The sequence below is a fragment of the Streptomyces sp. GbtcB7 genome, from assembly GCF_019091445.1.
Taxonomy (GTDB): domain Bacteria; phylum Actinomycetota; class Actinomycetes; order Streptomycetales; family Streptomycetaceae; genus Streptomyces; species Streptomyces mirabilis.
This window is the reverse complement of sequence record NZ_JAGXJM010000009.1, coordinates 163,616-182,781: the sequence shown is the minus strand read 5'-3', so window position 1 is coordinate 182,781 and position 19,166 is coordinate 163,616. Positions and strand designations below refer to the sequence as shown.

Annotated in this window: 13 protein-coding genes; 5 read left to right on the top strand and 8 right to left on the bottom strand. The window is 70.8% G+C overall.

The features are described 5' to 3' along the window. Window positions 1-57 precede the first annotated feature (57 nt). Genes KVT44_RS17215 through KVT44_RS17205 form a run of 3 tightly spaced genes read right to left on the bottom strand, consistent with a single transcriptional unit; the run spans window position 58 to window position 5,838 of the window. Window positions 58-1,590, bottom strand: coding sequence for an alpha-L-fucosidase (locus tag KVT44_RS17215; protein ID WP_217567686.1), 1,533 nt, complete (start codon window positions 1,588-1,590; stop codon window positions 58-60). Between the two features lie 56 nt (window positions 1,591-1,646). Next, the gene (locus KVT44_RS17210) at window positions 1,647-3,506 is read right to left on the bottom strand and encodes a family 20 glycosylhydrolase (RefSeq protein ID WP_217567685.1); all 1,860 of its coding nucleotides are present in this window, start codon (window positions 3,504-3,506) and stop codon (window positions 1,647-1,649) included. Continuing rightward, window positions 3,499-5,838, bottom strand: coding sequence for an alpha-L-fucosidase (locus KVT44_RS17205; protein WP_217567684.1), 2,340 nt, complete (start codon window positions 5,836-5,838; stop codon window positions 3,499-3,501). The genes KVT44_RS17210 and KVT44_RS17205 overlap by 8 nt, the downstream gene beginning before the upstream one ends. Window positions 5,839-6,090: 252 nt before the next feature. Between KVT44_RS17205 and KVT44_RS17200 the strand changes: the two genes are divergently transcribed. Beyond that, window positions 6,091-7,434, top strand: coding sequence for an amidase (locus KVT44_RS17200; RefSeq protein ID WP_217567683.1), 1,344 nt, complete (start codon window positions 6,091-6,093; stop codon window positions 7,432-7,434). A gap of 35 nt (window positions 7,435-7,469) precedes the next feature. Here the strand turns inward: KVT44_RS17200 and KVT44_RS17195 are convergent, their stop codons facing one another. Together KVT44_RS17195 and KVT44_RS17190 are read right to left on the bottom strand one after the other, a co-directional pair. Further along, a complete protein-coding gene (locus KVT44_RS17195) occupies window positions 7,470-7,952 on the bottom strand; it encodes a GNAT family N-acetyltransferase (protein ID WP_190168397.1) in 483 nt (160 codons plus the stop codon). 60 nt (window positions 7,953-8,012) lie between these two features. After that, complete coding sequence (locus KVT44_RS17190) at window positions 8,013-8,186, bottom strand: hypothetical protein (protein WP_180292769.1); 174 nt, start codon at window positions 8,184-8,186, stop codon at window positions 8,013-8,015. A 570-nt stretch (window positions 8,187-8,756) separates the two neighbouring features. Here KVT44_RS17190 and KVT44_RS17185 point away from each other — a divergent pair. The 4 genes from KVT44_RS17185 to KVT44_RS17170 all read left to right on the top strand — a co-directional run bounded on the left by KVT44_RS17185 (window position 8,757) and on the right by KVT44_RS17170 (window position 13,115). Next, complete coding sequence (locus KVT44_RS17185) at window positions 8,757-10,001, top strand: permease (RefSeq protein WP_217567682.1); 1,245 nt, start codon at window positions 8,757-8,759, stop codon at window positions 9,999-10,001. Window positions 10,002-10,107: 106 nt separating this feature from the next. Next, complete coding sequence (locus KVT44_RS17180) at window positions 10,108-10,563, top strand: hypothetical protein (protein ID WP_099919366.1); 456 nt, start codon at window positions 10,108-10,110, stop codon at window positions 10,561-10,563. 25 nt (window positions 10,564-10,588) lie between these two features. After that, window positions 10,589-11,389: an SDR family oxidoreductase gene (locus tag KVT44_RS17175; RefSeq protein WP_217567681.1), complete on the top strand. Its 801-nt coding sequence runs from the start codon at window positions 10,589-10,591 to the stop codon at window positions 11,387-11,389. A 109-nt stretch (window positions 11,390-11,498) separates the two neighbouring features. Next, a complete protein-coding gene (locus tag KVT44_RS17170) occupies window positions 11,499-13,115 on the top strand; it encodes a serine hydrolase (RefSeq protein ID WP_217567680.1) in 1,617 nt (538 codons plus the stop codon). A gap of 32 nt (window positions 13,116-13,147) precedes the next feature. On the opposite strand, the gene KVT44_RS17165 is transcribed toward KVT44_RS17170, so the two are convergent. From KVT44_RS17165 to KVT44_RS17155, 3 genes are all read right to left on the bottom strand, one after another. Continuing rightward, window positions 13,148-14,671 (bottom strand): SDR family NAD(P)-dependent oxidoreductase, encoded by a 1,524-nt coding sequence (locus tag KVT44_RS17165; RefSeq protein WP_254649508.1) that lies wholly within the window; start codon window positions 14,669-14,671, stop codon window positions 13,148-13,150. A gap of 124 nt (window positions 14,672-14,795) precedes the next feature. After that, window positions 14,796-16,127, bottom strand: coding sequence for a wax ester/triacylglycerol synthase family O-acyltransferase (locus KVT44_RS17160; protein ID WP_217567679.1), 1,332 nt, complete (start codon window positions 16,125-16,127; stop codon window positions 14,796-14,798). A gap of 262 nt (window positions 16,128-16,389) precedes the next feature. Continuing rightward, on the bottom strand, window positions 16,390-18,996 hold the full coding sequence (locus KVT44_RS17155; RefSeq protein ID WP_217567678.1) for a PA14 domain-containing protein: 2,607 nt from the start codon (window positions 18,994-18,996) through the stop codon (window positions 16,390-16,392). Between the last annotated feature and the right edge of the window lie 170 nt (window positions 18,997-19,166).

Sequence of the window (19,166 nt, the reverse complement as noted above, 5' to 3'; positions counted from 1 at the left end):
CGGAGCCGGAGACGCTGAGAGGTGGACGCCGTGTGGGGCGTCCACCCCCCGTACGCGTCAGGTCCGTGAGCGATGCAGGGCGAACTCCGCGATCCGCGCGGTCTGCCGCGACCGCGTCACCCGAAGGCGCCAGTGCCGGGCCCGCACGGGCGCGGGGAGCAACAGGATCCGGCTCGCTCCGATCGTGCCCGCCCCGGCCACCCGGCTCCAGGCGCCCGCTCCGTACGCCTCGACCACGAAGCTCTCCACCTGCTGGCCGTGCCGGATGTCCTCGGCGAGCCGGATCCGGTCCACCTCGTGCTCCGTACCGAGGTCGACGGTGAAGACCCCCGGGGAGGAGCGGACCACGGCCCCGCGCCCCAGGTCCTCCGGCAGCTCCCGGTCCACGCGTTCGCGGAACTCGCGCAGCCGCACCACGTCGGCGGCCGGCAGCAAGCCCTGCGTGTCGGGTGGGACGTTGAGCAGCAGCACCGAGTTGCGGCCGACCGAGCGGAAGTAGATGTCGGTCAACTCGTCCACGCTCTTGGGCTGTTGGTCGGCGTGGTAGAACCAGCCGTCGCGGATGGACACATCGCACTCGGCCGGCCACCACTGGAGATAGTCGGCCACCGGCCGGGCCGCCACGAGGGCGGCTCGGCTGCCTTCGTCGGGTGCGTCGTAGGCGAGCGCGTAGTCCGTGCGGCCGTTGTCCTTCTCCGTGACCGGTACGACGCTCCACTCGTCCTCGCGGGCGAGCCCGCCCTCGTTGCCGACCCAGCGCACATCGGGCCCGGACACGGCGATCGAGGCGTCGGGGGCGAGGGCCCGGACCAGCGCGTACCAGCTGTCCCAGTCGTACTTCTCCACCTTGTCGGGCGGAATGCGGCCCTGCGCTCCGTCGAACCACACCTCGTCGACGGGTCCGTACTCGGTGAGCACTTCGTAGAGCTGGTTGAGCATATGGGCGCCGTAGTCGGTGGCGTCCAGCGTGAACGTCCTCGGGTTCGTACGGTCGTCGCCGTCGACGAGCGTCGGGATGGTGCGTTCCGTGCGCGCGCTGCCGTTGGCGTACACACCGTGCAGGTACTGGTTCTCGTCGGCCGGTGAGATGTAGACGCCGACCTTGATCCCGTGGCGGCGCATCGAGTCGGCGAAGGAGCGCAGCACGTCGCCCCGCCCGCCGCGCCAACTGCTCGACGCCACCGAGTGGTCGGTGTAGCGCGACGGGTGGAGGACGAACCCGTCGTGGTGCTTGACGGTGAGGATGGCGAGCTCGAAGCCGCCGTCGCGCAGGGCGCGGGCCCACTGGTCGGTGTCGAGCCCGACGGGCTGGAAGACGTCCGGGTCCTCGTCTCCGGTGCCCCATTCCAGGCCGGTGAAGGTGTTCACGCCGAAGTGCAGGAAGGCGGTGCGTCCGAGGTTCTGCCAGGCGATCTGCCGTGCGGTGGGCCGGACTTGGGAGGCCTTGCGGACCAGGTCGTCCTCGGTGTCGGAGGAGCTGACGGGGATGCGGGAGGGAGCTTCGCCGGGGGCCGCGAGGGCGACGGATGTGCCGGTGGACGCGACGAGGGCGGTGGATGCCAGGACGAAGAGGCGTCTGGAGATGGCCATGGGGCGGGGGTCTCCTCACATCAGTGGATGGTCAACTGCCAGACGGACGGCGGCTCTTAGTCCGGTGGGTACTGGAGGAGCCGCCCTTCGTCCGTCACGTGCACCGCCATCCGTGTGATCGCGTTGACGAGCCGGTATCCGCCGCCGCGCACCGGCTCCAGCTCCCAGCGCTGCAAGGTGTCCGCGGCGACACACGGCGCTTCGGTCACCTCGACACCGGGGTCCAGAGGCACGTTCAGCGTGAGCTTTCCGCCGCTCACCTCCAGACAGCCGCCGCTCGTCGTGGACCGCAGGGTCACATAGCCGTCCGCGGTCCGCCGGACCTTGAGATCGGCGGTCGCGGCCCCACCGCGGAAGGTGTACGTCCCCTCGGCCACCGGCACGCTGGTCAGGTCCCGCCACCCGGGCGCGTGCCCCACGGCCGCACCGCGCGCGGTGAACTCGGCGTACGTCGGGTCGGGGTGCGCCGAGCCCCAGGTGACCTGGGCGATGTGCCGCAGGGCCGGGTCCATGGCCGTCGCGACCTCGTTCTCGGTCTCCCCACGCCCGTTGTCCGGCCAGAGGCTGATCTTCGCCCCGGTGACGCCCTCGCGCGAGGCGAGCTTCTCGCCCTCGAAACTGCGCGGGTCCCAGCTCTGGTCGTACAGCGCCTTCGTGTCGGTGTGGAAGCCGCCGCGGACGAGATAGAGGGAGTAGGCGGCGTTCATCAACGGATAGCCCTGGGAGATGAGTTGGCTGGGTTTCGTCGCCACGTTCAGCCAGTGCTCGACCGTCGTGCCGGCCGTGACGGGCACGGTGTTGGCCCCGGTGAGACCGTCGTTCCAGATGCGCAGCTTCTTGCCCTTGGCCGCCGCGTAGGCCTGGACGCGGTTGACGAAGTCGATGAACGCGTCCTGCGGGGTGGCGTTCGCGCCGTACCTGGCCCGTGCGTAGGCGAGGATCTGCGGGTACTTGGCGAAGTCGGAGCCGAGCATGTACTCGTCGGCGCCCATGTGCCAGGACCCGGACGTGAACACCTGTGCGTACTCGTCGATCAGGCTCGTGTAGTACGTGAAGGCCGCGTCCTGTGTGATGTCGAGCCGGGCGGGCTGCTTCACGCCGTCGGTGTCGGTGAGCTGGAGGTCCGGGCGGTTCTGGATCCAGGGGTCCATGTGCCCGGGCGAGTTGATCTCCGGGACGATCTCGACGTGGTACTTCTCGCCGAGGGCCACGAGCCGGCGTATCTCGTCCTTGGTGTAGTAGCCCCAGGCGTTGGCCTCGGGGTGAGCGTCGCTCTTCACCTTCAGTTCGAGCAGCAGCTGGTTGAGCTTGTGGTACGCCATGTCGCGTACGAGGTTCTCCAGCCAGGCCGTCGAGATGTGGACGTAGCAGGCGCAGACGCCGACGCCGCGTTCCTTGTACTGGGGCACGTCGACCGTGCTCCCGGCGGGCACGCGGTCGCTCTGGGCGAGGAGTTGGAGGAGGGTCCGGGTGCCGTAGAAGGCACCGGTCTCGGCGGCGGCGGTCACCAGCAGGCTCTTGCCCGCGCGCAGTTCGTAGCCCTCCGCGCCGAGCCGCGACGACGAGGCGTCGACGCCGATCACGATGTCACCCGCGTGCGCGCCCTGCCGTACGACGGGAACGGTGCCGTGGCCCGCCGCGCGCAGATCGTCGGCGAGAGTGTCCGCGACCCGGCGTGCCGCGGGGTCGCGCGCGACGATGCGCGAGCCGGGGCCGAAGGAGTAACTGCCTTGTTCCGGTGTCCAGTTGGAGAGGGCGGGGACCGTGACGGGAGGCACCTCAGCCGTCCCCACCTGCGCCGTTCGCGCCAGCGCCGGGACCGGTGTCGCGAGCGTCAGCAGCAGCGCCACCACGCAGCCGACGACCCTCCGCGTCCACCTGCTCCGAACGGACCGTGGGGCGCGTGGGTCAGCCATGCCATTCCACCTTGAACACCCACACGTACTGCCCCGCCTTGCGGGCCGCTTCCGGCACGTCGACGACCAGCGACCCGCCGCTCACCGTCCAGGTCAGCGGCCGGTCGTGACCCAGCATCGTCACCTTGTCCCCGCCGCGGATGGGCACCGGCGCCTCGACGGTCAGTGTGGCGCCGGGCTCGGTCAGCGAGTGGATGTAGAACGACTCGTTCTGGCGGACCGTGAACCGCAGGTCCTCGCCGAGCTGCGCCATCCGCGACCAGTACGTGGTGTCGTAGATCGCCTCGCCGTTGGTCCTGAGCCAGCGGCCGGTCTCGCGCAGCCGGGTCTGCATGATCTCCGGGATGGTGCCGTCCGCGCGGGGGCCGATGTCCAGCAGGAAGTTGCCGTTCTTCGACACGATGTCGACCAGGCTGTGGACGACCTCCTCGGCGGTCATGTAGGCGGCGTCGGGCGTCGCCTTGTTGTAGCCGTAGCTGAAGGGGTCGAGTCCCCGACTCGACTCCCACTTCGCGACGACCGTGTTCTCGTACGTCGTGTACTCGGGGGTGGTGAAGTCGTGGAAGCCGATGCCCGAACGGTTGTTGACGGTCACCTCGTACGGCTTGGGTCTGCTCTTGCCGTGGTTGAAGTACTCGGCGAGGACATGGAGGCTGTCGTTCGCGCCGCCGATGTCGCACCAGATGAGGGACGGGTCGTAGCCGTGGATCAGTTCCAGCATCTGCGGGGCCTGATAGTCCTTCACAAAGTCCTTGCCCGCGGTGTATCCGGTGTACGGGAGCGGCTCCAGGGTGTACGGGTTGCGCGGGGCGTGGCCCATCCACGGGTTGTCGGGGTTGAACCACTCGGGCATGGAGAAGTACAGGCCGCGGTGCAGCTCGGGCGTGAACTTCTTCGAGGCGTCGAAGAGTTCACGGATCAGATCGCGCTTCGGGCCCATCTTCACGGCGTTGCGGTCGGAGACCTTGGTGTCCCACAGGGCGAAGCCCTCGTGGTGCTTGGAGGTGAGCACGTGGTACTGGGCTCCCGCGTCACGGAAGAGTTCCACCCAGGCCCGGGGGTCGAACCTCTCCGCCGTGAACATCGGGATGAAGTCGTCGTAGGCGAAGTTCTCGCCGTATGTGTCCCGGTGGTAGGCGTACACCGCGTTGTCCGGGCTCTGCAGGTGGTTCCAGTACCACTCGGCGTACTGCTTGCCGACCGGTGACCAGGCGGGCACCGAGTAGACACCCCAGTGGATGAAGATGCCGAACTTGGCGCGGTGGAACCAGTACGGGGCCTGGTGCCCGGCGAGAGAGCTCTCGGTGGGCTGGTAGTCGGGCACGCCGAGGGTCAACTCGCGCCCGGCGGAGGTTACTTGCTGGCCGCGTCCGGTGACGGTCACCTTTCCGGGGCGCGCGGTGCCCGGTGCCGTGCCCACGCGGTTGCGGATGCCGACCCGGACGCGCGCCTGCTCGCCGGGGTCGAGGCGGATGACGTGCGCGGGCTCGACGGTGCGGGCGCCCGGCACGTCGACGCCGACCGACACCCGGTCACCGGCGAGGACGGCGACCGTGCCCGCGTTGACGACCGTGGCCTCCACGCTCTGCGCGCCGCTCGATTCCAGCAGGGAGAAGGTGGAGTGCGCGTCCCGCAGGGCCAACGCCCGGCCCTGCGCGGCCGGTTGGAGGGAGAGGGCGAAGAGGTGGAGGGAGGCCTTGCCGGCCTCGGCGGGGTTGGTGGTCGGCAGGGTGAGGGCGACCGCCTCGCGCTGGGGGTCGATCCAGACCTCGGCCGTGCCGATCCCCACGCCGTGCTCGTCCTTCGTGCCGTCCGGCCGGTAGCGGTACGGGGCCGACAGCGACCCGCCGGTCGCGTACCAGTCCGCGCCGCCGAGCCCGGCGGTGGTCGTCGAGCCGTCGGCGTAGTGCACGGTGGCCCGGCCCGAGGCGTCGCCGTAGCTGCCCGCGGTGAGGAAGTGGGCCGAGAGATAGCGTCCGCTCGGGAGGTCGATGCGCTGGCCGAGGGCCACCACGTTGTTCCGGGCGCCCGCGGCGGCGGAGGGGAAGACGAACGCGATGCCGTCCACCTCGACGGGGCCCGCCGGGAGCTCCTCGCCGGGGAACGTGTACCCCGAGCCGTCGAAGCTGCCGCCGGGGGCGGCCGCCGTGTCGATGCCGTCGTTGTCGGTGTACGCGTCAAGCGGCACGGGGATCGGGTCGGGGACGGGAACCCACTGTCCGTGCTGCTCGACCGCCCGTTGCGCTTCGGCCGTGGCCGCGAGGGGAAGAGTGGCCGCGACGGCCACTCCGGCCGCGGCGCCCAGAACCTGACGTCTTGGATACGTGCTCATAGCGGCTCCAATTCATCGGATGTTTGATGATTGAGGCGCCACCAGATCCTGTCAATGGGGCGGGTAGGTGCGAAAGTTGAGCAAGTGATCGGATGATCTGCGACTCTGCGGAGATATCGGACAAGCGTGAGCGCGAAAGTCCAAGAAGACCGATCCGAATGTCCAAGGGCGATGGCTCCCGACGCGGCACCCCGCCGCCGGGCACAGTGCTCCTCGTACTCGCTAGTAATCCCCTGTCCCCGAGGAGCACCCGTGACCAGCTGGGTCGGCCGGACCGCCACCGAGATCGCCGCAGCCGTACGCGAGAAGCGGGCCACGCCCCGCGAGGTGGTGGCCGACCACCTCGCGCGGATCGACCGGCTCGACGCGCGCGTGGGTGCCTTCCGTGTCGTACGGTCCGAGGCGGCCCTCGCGGAGGCCGACGAGTTGGCCGGCCGCGCGGACCTGGCCGAACTCCCCCTCGCGGGGGTGCCCGTGGCCGTCAAGGACAACCTCGCGGTGCGCGGCGAGGCGAACCGCAACGGCTCCGCCGCGACCGCGGACACCCCCGCCGATCACGACCATCCGACGGTGGCGCGGCTGCGCGCGGCGGGCGCCGTGGTCGTGGGTCTCACCAACGTGCCCGAGCTCTGTGTCTTCGGCACCTCCGAGGGTGTGCACGGCACGGCCCGCAACCCCTGGGACACCTCGCGCACGGCGGGCGGCTCCTCGGGCGGCAGCGCGGCCGCGGTCGCCGCCGGGATGGTGCCGATCGCGCTGGGCAACGACGGGATGGGTTCGCTGCGCATCCCGGCCGCCAACTGTGGCATCGTCGGCCTCAAGCCGGGCCATGGCACGATCCCGGCGGGCATCGGTCACGGCGACTGGTTCGGCATGTCGGAGAACGGGCCGCTCGCCACCACGGCCGAGGACGCCCGCCTTATGTTCGCGGTCCTGTCGGACACCGAGGCGATACGCCCCTCGGGGAACCTCGTCCGCAAGGTGGCCGTCTCCGTGCGCAGTCCGCTGGTCGGTGTGGGTGTCGGCCGCCCGTACGCGAACGCGGCCCGGGAGGCCGCGGAGTTGCTGGCCGGGGCGGGCCACGAGGTGCGGCCCGCCGACCCGCCGTACCCCTACTGGCTGGGCACCGCCGCACTGATGCACTGGACAGCGGGCACGGCGGTCGACGCCGAGGACCTCGACCCGCGCCGGCTGGCCCGGCGGACTCGGGTGCACGCCACCGTGGGACGCCGCTTCGTGGCCGGGGTACGCACGGGTGAGCGCCGCGAGCAGCTGCGCGCGCGTCTGGAGCCGTTCTTCGCGGAGCACGACGTGCTGCTCACCCCGGCCCTGGCCCGGCGGGGGCCGGCCGCCGCACCGTGGCACGAGCGGGGCTGGCTGCGCAATGTGCTGGTCAACACCAACTACTCGCCACTGACACCGCCGTGGAACCTCACCGGGTGGCCCGCGATGGCGGTGCCGTTCGCGACCCTGCCGAGCGGGGCCCCGGCAGCCGTACAGCTGGTCGGACGCCCCGGATCCGAGCTCGAACTCCTGGAGCTGGCGGGTCAGTTGGAGGAACTGCGGCCGTGGCGGCGGACGGCGCCACTGAGCTGAGGAGCGCGGCGACACCCGCTAGGAGCGCGGGGGCTTCACAGCGCCTTGTACATGATGTGCAGTCCCACCCGCCCGTGCCGGGGGTGCTCGTAGGCGTCCGGCACGGTGCCGAGGATCGTGAAGCCGAGCGCGGTCCACAGCTTGACGGCCGGATTGGTCTCCACGACGGCGTTGAAGACCATGCCCCGGTAGCCGTCGGCCTTCGCCGCGGCGAGGATGTGCTCGGCGAGCGCGCGCCCGATGCCGAGCCCGGCGTGGTCGGGGTCGACCATGAATCCGGCGCCCGCGACGCGGGCGGCGGGGCCGCCGTAGTTGGGGGTGACGTAGGCCGAGCCGACGACCGCTCCGGTGGCGTCCTCGGCGACGTACACACGCTTGCCCGGTGCCATCCACAGGGCCCGGGCCGCCTCCTCGGAGGTGCCCGGGTCCCAGGTGTAGGTCTCACCCGCGGCGACGATCCGGTGCCAGAAAGGCCAGATCCGCGGCCAGTCGTCGGCCGCGGCTTCTCTGATCAGCATGGACGTGAGTCTGGCACGCCCATGCCGTCAGCGATCGCGATGAGTCCCGCCGCGAGCGGGTCAGTCCACGCTGGGCAGGATGTGGGGCTCGGCGAGGTCGTCCTCGTACCCCGCCAGGCGGATCGGGGCGGACCTGGCCCACACGTCGAGGCTGCCGAGCTTCTTCTCGGCCCGGCCTCCGCGCTCCGTGCGTTCCTTGGGGCGCTGATCGCGATTCGTCTTCTCCGGTGTCACCGCGCACTCCTTATGTGTCGGGTCACCCTCGGGACGTACAGGGCCAGTCTGCTTCCGGTCGCCTGACATCCCCTCGGGTCTGAGTCGAAGGCAGTTAAGGACGCGGTGGCGCCGGTAACTCGTGTGAGAGCAGTCCGTGGTGACCGGCTGTCCCGGGACGGACCTTGGGTGTGGGTGGAACCCCTGCAGGCTGTCCGTCCGGTACAGGGTAACCAAATGAGCGGGTGCCCGCTCGATGGGGCTGAAAACACGAGGTAACCGTCTTGGGTCGATCAGCGTCCATCGGCCCTCGATCTGGGTCTATTTGGTGATGTGTCCCTCCTCGCGCACCACCCGTCCGGCGTAGCGCCACACCTCCCGTGACCAGGGCGGGAAGGCTCAACCCGGCGCCCGGACAGGGGCAATGGGCCGGCCCGCGGAGCCCTGGCCTCCCCTTGGCGCGGCCCCCCGAAGTCTTTGCGGAACCTTGAACCGGGGTGTGACCCGCCCGGCCGCCACACGGCATCTGATACCCCTAGGGGGTATAGTCCCGCATGAATCGGGGAAGCCGGATGGGAAAGAGTGAGGCCGATGCACGCGATCCTGCACGCACTGTCCATCACCGGGTCGATGACCTGGGAGATCACCTGGGCGCTGATCCTGGGATTCGGCCTCTCCGCCGTCGTCCAGGCCGTGGTGCGCCGCGCGACGATCGTGCGGCTGCTCGGTGACGACCGGCCGCGGACCCTCACGCTGGCCGCGGGGCTCGGTGCGGCGTCCTCGTCCTGTTCGTACGCGGCCGTCGCGCTGGCGCGCTCACTGTTCCGCAAGGGCGCGAACTTCACCGCGGCGATGGCGTTCGAGATCGCCTCCACCAATCTGGTCGTCGAACTCGGCGTGATCCTCGCCCTGTTGATGGGCTGGCAGTTCACGGTCGCCGAATTCGTCGGCGGCCCGATCATGATCGTAGTGCTGGCCGTGCTCTTCCGGATCTTCCTGCGCGAACGACTGCTGCGCGAGGCCCGAGAGCAGGCGGAGCGCGGGCTTGCCGGGTCGATGGAAGGGCATGCCGCGATGGACATGTCGATCCAGACGGAGGGCTCGTTCGTGCGGCGGCTGCTCTCGCGCGACGGCTACACCTCCGTCGCACACGTGTTCGTCATGGAGTGGGCGGCGATCCTGCGCGACCTGGTGATCGGTCTGCTGATCGCGGGCGCGATCGCGGCCTGGGTGCCCGACGCGTTCTGGCAGTCCCTCTTCCTGGACGGCCATCCGCTCGCCGCGAAGCTGATCGGCCCCCTGGTCGGCCCGCTCGTGGCGATCGCCTCGTTCGTCTGCTCCATCGGCAACGTGCCGCTGGCCGTCGTGCTGTGGAAGGGCGGGATCAGCTTCGGCGGTGTGGTCGCGTTCATCTTCGCCGACCTGCTGATCCTGCCGATCCTGAACATCTACCGGAAGTACTACGGACTCCGGATGACCGGCTTCCTCCTGATCACCTTCTACGCCGCCATGGTGCTCGCCGGATACGCCGTGGAGTTCCTCTTCGGCGGCCTCGGGCTCATCCCCGACCAGGCCGACGCGACGATCCCCATGGAGGGCGTCTCCTGGAACTACACGACCTGGCTCAACATCGTCTTCCTGCTGCTGGCGGCGGCCCTGGTCTGGCGGTTCCTGCGCACGGGCGGCCCGGCGATGCTGCGGATGATGGGCGGGGCACCGGAGCCGGAGGGCCACGGGCACGGGACTGCCGGGGCCGAAGGCCACCACCACGGCGCACCTGCGCCGGAAGGCCACGGGCACGGGGCTCCGGGGGCCGAAGGCCACGGGCACCACTGAACACGGCGCGCAGTTCAGGTCCCGTTGGCCGATTCGCAAGGCAGCCATGATCTGCTGGCGCCCGGAAACGGCTTTTTCCCGCGGGAGGACTCGGGAGGACTGACGCATGGAGCTGCGCAGCGTCGAGGAGCTGATGGATCTGCTGCACGCCTGCCGGGGCACCCGGGACACCCCGGGCCGCTGTGGCGGCCGAGTGGATCTTCACGACCACGCCCTACAGACCGCCGCGCTCCTGCGCCGAAGTCGTCCCGCGGACAAGGAACTCCAGGTGGCGGGCCTGATCCACGCCGTAGGGCAACTGCTGCGACCCGGCGACACGGCCGGACACGCAGACCTCGCGGCGGACCTGGTCCGGCCGCTGCTCGGCGAGCGGGTCTCCCGGCTCGTCGGTCTGCACGCCGGCGGATGGGCCGACGACGCGGACGCCGACGACGTGCTGAGCCTGCGCCACGCGGACGAGTCGGGCAGGGTCCCCGGTCTCGACGCCGGGGTCCTGGAGGACTGGCGCACGGTGCTTGAGCTGGTGGCGGCGCAGCACTCGCGGCTCGGGGCTGTTGACTGACGGTCCGTCATGAGACGGTACGCGGATGACGACGCCGTACGGGCTTGAGGGCAGGAGCGCCATCGTCACCGGGGCCTCGCGCGGAATCGGTCTCGCCGTCGCCGAGGAGCTCTCCCGGGCGGGGGCGCGGGTGTGTGTGACGGCCCGGGACCCGGACGCGGTGAGCCGGGCCGCCGAACGGCTCGGCGGCGTCGGACTCGCGGGCTCGGTGGCCGATCCGGCGCATCTGCGGGAGCTGACCGAGCTGGCGCTGCGGGAGTTCGGGCGCATCGACGTCGTGGTGAACAACGCCGCGACCAACCAGCCGTACGGCCCGCTCGTGGACGCCGATCCGGACCGCTGGCGCGAGGCGTTCACGGTCAACGTGGAGGCCCCGCTGCGGTTGGTGCAGTGTGCCTGGCGGGCCTGGATGGGCGAGCACGGCGGCGCGGTCGTGAACGTGTGCACGGAGGGCGCCGGGCACGTGGGGCCGAACGTGGGGGCGTACGGCACCAGCAAGGCGGCCCTCCTCCACCTCACCCAGCAGCTCGCCGGCGAACTCGCCCCGAAGGTGCGGGTGAACTCCGTCTCACCGGGGCTCGTCCGCACCGAGATGGCCCGGTTCGTCTGGGAGAACGCCGAGGACGAGCTCGGCGCGGGGCTCCCGCTGGGCCGGATCGGCCGGCCCGAGGACATCGCGCGGGCGGTGGTCTGGCTGGCCTCGGACGCGGCCGGGTGGATCACGGGCGCCGATCTGCTGGTCGACGGTGGGACCCGGGTCCGGTCCGCGCACTCCCCCGCCGACACCGTCCACGAACGTCTGCGGACGCGCGCGCCCGAGGCATAGCGGCCATGCCGGCTCCCACCGGCTCCCACCCAGTTCGGGCCCGGCTCCCGCCCGATCCCCGCAGGACGCCGTAGGTCTCCGCAGGACAAAGCCTGACAGCGCGCGTTCAATGGTGACCATGGGTGTGCGGCGACGGGCGGGACACCACCGATGCGCGGCGCTGATCGCAGCAGCCGCGACCTCCCTGCTCGGCGCGGGCCACACCCCCTCCGCCGTCGCGGCGGCCCCGCCTCCCCAGCCGCCCCCACAGCTCACCCAGGCCAAGGTGGACGATGCCGTCGGCAAGCTCGACGGCATCGTGCGGGACGCCATGAAGAGAACTGGCGTTCCCGGCGTCGCCGTGGCCGTCGTCCACAAGGACCGCGTGGTCTATCTCAAGGGCTTCGGCGAGCGTCGGGCGGGATGGTCCGGGGCCGTCGACCCGGACACCGTCTTCCAGCTCGCGTCCTTGTCCAAGCCGCTGGCCTCGACCGTCGTCGCGGGGGTCGTCGGCGGCAGGACGCTCGCCTGGGACGACCCCGTCGCGGCGCATCTGCCTGGCTTCGCCCTCAAGGACCCCTGGGTCACGGCGCACGTCACGTACGCCGACCTCTTCTCCCACCGCAGCGGACTGCCCGACCACTCCGGTGACCTCCTCGAAGACCTCGGCTACGACCGGACGTACATCCTGGACCACCTGAAGTACGAGCCGCTCGGCCCGTTCCGCGCCAGTTACGCCTACACCAACTACGGCGTCACCGCCGCGGCCCAGGCGGTCGCGAACGCGAAGGACACGTCCTGGGACAAGCTCTCCCAGGACACGCTGTACGGCCCCGCAGGCATGAAGAACACCAGCTCCCGCTTCGCCGACTACGACCGGGCCAAGGACAAGGCCGTCACCCATGTGAAGAACGCGGACGGCACCTGGCAGCCGAAGTACGTCCGGGACGCCGACGCCCAGTCGCCCGCGGGCGGCGCGAGCTCCACGGCCCGTGACATGGCCACCTGGATGCGACTGCAACTGGCGAACGGAAAGCTGGACGGCAGGCAGGTCATCCCCGCCGCCCCGCTGGAGCGCACCCACCTGCCCGAGATCGTCTCCCAGCCCCCGCAGGCCCCGGCGGGCCGCGCGGGTTTCTACGGCCTCGGCTGGAACGTCGGCTACGACGACCAGGGCCGGCTGCGCCTCAGCCACTCCGGCGCCTTCGAACTCGGCGCCAACACCAATGTGACGATGCTGCCCGGCGAGCAGCTCGGCATCACCGTCCTGACCAACGGGGCGCCGGTGGGCCTCGCCGACTCGGTCGCGCTGAACTTCTTCGACACCGCCCAGCACGGGAGGCCCACGACGGACTGGCTGCCCCTGGTCGACCAGGTCTACCGGCAGCAGGAGCAGCAGGGCCGCTCCCCCACCGACTACGCCAGACCCCCGCGGAACGCGTCCCCGGCCCGCGCCCTCGACACGTACACGGGCACGTACGACAACGCCTATTACGGTCCGCTCACCGTCACGGCCGCGAACGGCGAACTCGGCATGAGCCTGGGCCCGAAGCACACGAAGTTCCGGCTCACCCACTACGACGGCGACAGATTCAGCTTCCGGACCGTCGGCGAAAACGCGACCGGGCTCTCGGGGGTGACGTTCAAGGTCGGTTCGGGTTCACCGGGGTCCGGCGGCCCGAAGGCGTCGCGGGTGACCGTCGAGGCCTGGGACCACGACGGCCTGGGCACCTTCACCCGTGGCTGAGGGCGCGGTTTCACCCGTGACTGAGGGCGCGGTCACCACTTGCCGGGCGCGTAGTCCTTCATGAAGACGCCGTACAGGTCCTCGCCCTGCTCGCCGCGCACGATCGGGTCGTACACCCGGGCCGCGCCGTCGATCAGGTCGAGCGGGGCGTGGAAGCCCGCGTCGGCGAGACGCATCTTGTCGGGGTGCGGGCGCTCGTCGGTGATCCAGCCGGTGTCGACGGCGGTCATCAGGATGCGGTCCTTCTCGAACATCTCCTGGGCGCTGGTGCGCGTGAGCATGTTCAGGGCGGCCTTGGCCATGTTGGTGTGCGGGTGGCCCGCGCCCTTGTAGCCGCGGTTGAAGACGCCCTCCATGGCGGAGACGTTCACGATGTACGTGCGGTCGGCCCCGGAGGCCGCCATCGCCGCGCGCAGCCGGCTGATCAGGATGAAGGGGGCCGTCGAGTTGCAGAGCTGGACCTCGAGGAGCTCGACCGGCGTGACCTCCTCGACCGACTGGATCCAGCTGTTGGTGTCGTGCAGGTCGGGCACGAGACCGCCCGCGTCGATGGCCGTACCGGCCGCGATCCGCTCCAGGGAGGCCGAGCCGGACACCAGGGCCAGGTCGGTGACGTCCTGCGCGGTCAGCGCGCCGCCCCCGGCGACCGGGAGCGCGGCGACCGCGCCGGAGCCGAAGGTGCCGATGACCTCGGCGGGCGGCAGCTCACCGGCGGGCAGCGGGCCGGACTCGGCGGCGAGCAGCTCGCTGTAGGCACCCGGGGAACGGCGAACGGTCTGGGCCGCGTTGTTGATCAGGATGTCCAGCGGGCCCTCGGCGGCGACCGAGTCGGCCAGGGCCACGACCTGCGCCGGGTCGCGCAGGTCGATGCCGACGATCTTCAGGCGGCCGATCCACTCGTCGCTGTCGGGCATGGCCTTGAAGCGCCGGATCGCGTCGTTCGGGAAGCGCGTGGTGATGGTGGTGTGCGCGCCGTCGCGCAGCAGCCGCAGCGCGATGTACATGCCGATCTTGGCGCGGCCGCCGGTGAGCAGCGCGCGCTTGCCGGTGAGGTCGGCGCGGGCGTCGCGCCGGGCGCGGTTCTCGGCGGCGCAGTCCTGGCAGAGCTGGTGGTAGAAGTAGTCGACCTCGACGTACCGCTTCTTGCAGATGTAGCAGGAGCGCGGGCGCTGGAGTATCCCCGCGATCTCGCCGGCGTCGGTGACGGACGAGGGCAGGATGCCCTCGGTCTCGTCGTCGATGCGCTGGGCGGAACCGGTCGCGGTGGACTCGGTGACGGCCTTGTCGTGGGCGGTCTTGGCGGCCCTGCGCTCCTGGCGGCGGCGCTGCTTGACCGTGCGGTAGACGCCCGCGGTGGCGCGGCGCACGGCGATGGCGTCCGGGTGGTCGACCTCGATCTTGTCGAGCTCGTCGAGCACGCTGAGGCAGACGGCCAGCCGCTCCGGGTCGATGCCCGGCCCGTAGGAGACCGCCTCCCCGTCCACGGCGAAAGCCGCCCGGTCGTCCTCAGCCGTGTCCACGGCGAGAGCCGCCTGGCCGTCCTCTGTCACCGTCATCGCGTGTGCCGTTCCTCGGGTCTCGCGCCGCGCTCGAACCGCGCTCGCTTTCGAAGGCGGAATTTTACGGAGCAAGAGGGCAAGGCGCCAAACCCGAGATGATCAACGGTCCCCGCGGGCCGTTTCAGGGGCCGCAGGCGATGATCAGCGTCTCCACCTCCTCGGTCAGCGCGCGGGCCAGCCGGTTCAGGTCCGGCACGGCCTGTGCGTCGGCGACGAGCCCGTAGTGGACCCGTCCGCGGTACGTCGACACGGCCACCGCCAGCGCCTGGCCGCGGGCCAGCGGGGCGAGCGGATAGACCTCGGTGAGCGGGCAGCCGCCGAGCTTCAGGCCGAGGCTGGGCAGCGGCACGCTGGTGACCAGGATGTCGAAGAGCAGCCGGGCCGCCTGGCCGACGACGGGACCGCCGAGGCGGTGACCGAGCGGCGGCACATGGTCGGCGAGCAGCGCGACGGCGCCCGCTCCCCGGTTGGGACCCGCGTCCTTGTTGGCGTCCATCGCCGTACGCACCGAACGGAGTCGGCCGAGCGGGTCCGGGTCGTCGACGGGAAGCCGTATCAGGTAACCGGAGAGCCGGTTGCCCTGCGGGTGCGCGGTGCGCGGGCGGCGCCTGGAGACGGGGATCAGGGCGCGGGGCGCGACTCCCTCGCTGCTGTCGCCGCGTTCGTCGAGCCAGTTGCGCAGGGCGCCGGCGACGACGGCGATCAGGACGTCGTTGACGGTGCCGCCGACGCTCTTGCGGACGCGGTGCACATCGTCCAGGTCGAGGGCGACGCCCGCGATCCGGCGGGTGCCGGTGGGCTGCGAGGTGAGGGCGGGCGAGGAGCGGGCGCTGAGGGTGGCGCGGGCGACGGAGCTGCCGATGTCGAGGGCGCGGCCCAGGTCGGAGAGGGTTCCGCGCACCAGGTCGGGCAGTTTGCGGACGTCCGGGAGGAGTCCGCGGGGCGGCTCGGCGGGGCGCGGGCGGGGCTCGGGCAGGTCCAGCGGGTCCATGAGGGCGGCGGCGAGCATCAGTGCCCGCAGGCCGTCGGCCAGCGCGTGGTGGAACTTGAAGAACACGGCGAACGAGGTACCGTCCTCGCCGGGCAGGACGTGCGCCTCCCACGGGGGCCGGCCGCGCTGGAGCGGGCGTTCCATGAGCCGGCCCGCGGCGGCGGGGAAGTCCGCGGTCGGCGCGTGCAGCCGGACGTGGTCGAGGGGTTCGAAGTCGGGCGCGGGTTCGCGGGCCGCGCTCCCGAAGTTGGGCGGGAAGGCGAGGGGCTGCCAGACGTCGCGGATCCGCATGCGCAGCCCGGGCACCCCGGCCGCGCGGACCGCGAGCAGTTCGGCGGCATGCGCACCCGCGGTCGGCGAGTGCGCGGAGAAGACACCGAGGGCGCCGAGGTGCATCGGGTGCTGGGCGGACTCGATGTTCCAGAACGCCAGGTCGAGTGGTGCGAGGAGATCAGGAGTCAAAGGCTTGCTCTCGCTTCGACGACAGGGTGAGCAAGCAGTCAAACCCCGACAGGCGATTACGGTCAAGTACGATCAAGCTACGCTCAGTTAACAGCAGATTAAGTCCCGCCCCCCGCGAAAGGGGCGGGACACAAGGGGCACGTGAGGTCGGATCAGGATAGGCGTCCCGAACGCGGCACGCGCGCCGACGCGCGGCCACGCGAAGGACCGGAAGCGCCGGGTCGCTCGAAGGACCGCGAAGGCCCCCGAAGGACCGGAGGCATCAGGTTGCCGGGCAGCCCGTGGGGGTCGCCCGGGACGCGTCGGCGATCAGCGCCTCGTGCGCCGCCCTCAACCTCCCCACGTCCGGCTTCACGACCTTGCGGTCGTAGGTGAGGAGCCCGTTCAGCTCGCCCTCCACGTCCGAGATCTGGGTGTAGACGGCGCCGTTGCTCCCCCCGCACGCGAGTGCTCGTACCTCGGCGAGGCGGGCGAGATAGTCCTCGGTGTACGTCGACGGGTCCACGTCCACGTACGACTGCTGGACCGACCAGGCGTGCCCGGGCACGGCGAGCCCCAGGCCCCCGTACTCGCCGCTGACGAGCGCGCGTCTGCCGTCGGGAGCCGGTGGCAGCGCGGGGCTCGGATAGCCGTGTTCGTCCATGATGTCGCCGGTGCCGCCGTCGGCCCCCAGGTTCAGCCCCGACATGCCGTTGACGAGCCGGGTCGGATCCCAGGCCTTGGCCTGGTCGGCGATGCGACCCTCGTCGTACTGGCCCCAGCCCTCGTTGAAGATCACCCACATCACGACCGACGGACTGCTGATGTGCTGGTCGATCATCAGTTTCATCTCGCGCTCGTACTCGGCACGGGCCGCGACGCTCGGGTTCACCCCGGCGGTCATGGCGGGCATGTCCTGCCACACCAGCAGGCCGAGCCGGTCCGCCCAGTAGAACCAGCGGTCGGGCTCCACCTTGATGTGCTTGCGCACCGCGTTGAAGCCCATCTCCTTGTGCATGCGCAGGTCGTACGCGAGGGCCTCGTCCGTCGGCGCCGTGTACAGGCCGTCGGGCCAGAACCCCTGGTCGAGCGTGGCCATCATGAAGACGGGCTTGCCGTTGAGGACGGTGCGCGGGGTGCCGTCGACCTTCTCGACGGAGATCGAGCGCATCCCGAAGTAGCTGCCGACGCGGTCGCGCCCGACGCTCACCCTGAGGTCGTAGAGGAAGGGGTCGTCCGGTGACCAGAGGTGCGGGTGGGCGATCTTCAGGGTCAGCGGCTGTCCGGTGCGGCCGGTGACGGTGGCGACCTTCCGCCCTCCCTCGTACGCCGTCGCCGTGACCGGCAGTCCGTCGCGCACGCCCTTCGGTTCCACGGTGAGCCGGCCCCCGTCGACGTCCGGAGTGAGCTTGAGCGAGTCGACGTGGTCCGGGGCGACCGGCTCCATCCACACCGTCTGCCAGATGCCGGAGGTCGGGGTGTACCAGATCCCGCTGGGGTCGAGGCGCTGCTTGCCGAGCGGCGGGTTCTCGCCGGACGTGGCATCGGTCGGGTCGTACACGCCGACGATCAGTTCCTGGGTGCGGCCGGGCTTCAGCGCGTCGGTGACGTCGACGCCGAACTTGTCGTAGCCGCCCCGGTGTTCGGCGACCCTGACCCCGTTGACGTACACCTCGGACTGCCAGTCGACGGCACCGAAGTTGAGCAGGAGCCGTTGGCCCGAGCCGATGTGCCAGTCCGCCGGGACGGTGAAGGTGCGGCGGTACCACATGCGGTCCTCGTGGCGTTCGACGCCGGACAGCTGGGACTCCACGGGGTACGGGACGAGGATGTGCTCGCCGAGCGTCTTCCCGACCGGGGGCTGCTCCCCCGCGGTGGCGGCGGCGAACTGCCAGCGCCCGTTGAGGTTGCGCCAGGCGTCACGCGTGAGCTGGGGGCGGGGGTAATCCGGCAGGGCGTTGTCCGGCCCGACCTCGTCGGCCCACTTCGTGCGCAGCTCGTACGTGGAGTGGTTGGGGCCGCTGCTCCAGAAGGCGCCGATCGCCTTGCCGTCCCCGGCGGCGGCGAGGCCGCCCGTGCCGTCGTAGCGCAGGTCGGCATTGCCGCGTGCGGTGCCGGTCTTGTTGCCGACGACGGGTTCTTTGAGCGTGACGAGGAGGGATCTGGGGTCGGCGGGATCCAACTCGGCCGCTCCCAGGGGCCACTTGGCGCCGCCGATCACGGCTTGGAGGTGGTCGACGACGGCGGCCGGGGGCGCGGACAGTTCCCGTGCGAAGTCGAGCCTGAGGGTGCGGCCGTCCGGCTGGACGGTGGTCGCGAGGGCGCCGTCGTAGTCGTAGCCGTCGGGCAGCCGGAACGCCGACTGCGGGATCGTCACCTTGGCGCCGCCGGGTTCGGTCCACCGCAGATGGAGGTTGGAGCCGCCGTAGTGCTCGAAGTACTCGAGCTTGAAGTCATAGGCGTGACCCGCCGTCAGGTCGACGGGCTCGGAGGTCTGTTCGTGATCCCAGTCGTCCACCCAGTGGTCGATGACGGGTCTGCCGTCGATCCAGAGGCGGAAACCGTTGTCGCCGATGATCGAGAAGGTGGTGGCTCCGCTTTTCTCCGGGACGAGTTTGCCGGTCCAGCGGACACTGACATCGTTGTCCTGGCCTGTCGCGAAGCGCAGCCGGGGTTCCAGGTCGTCGAAGTCGAGTTGCCGGTCGAAGCCGGTGGCCTTGAGCTCATGGAAGTCGAAGGCGCCGGGGGCGGACTGGGTGTAGTAGTCGCCCTTCAGTCCGTGGACCGCGACGGGATCGTCGGCCGCGGCGGGAACGGAGGCGAGTCCCGCGGCGCCGAGGGCCGCGGCGAGCAGTAACGCGAGTCGGTCTCTGAGTCGTCCGAAACGCACGGATCCTCCTCTTTGAGGATGGACGTGGGGCGGGTGGCGCGGCTCTTGCTCACATGGAACAACGTTGTCACCAACGGCAGTTGGCATGACAACACGGGGTTCCACTTCCTGTCCAGGGACATGACAACGGCCCCGGTGGGCACGGCCGCACCGGGGCCGTCGTCGGTCAC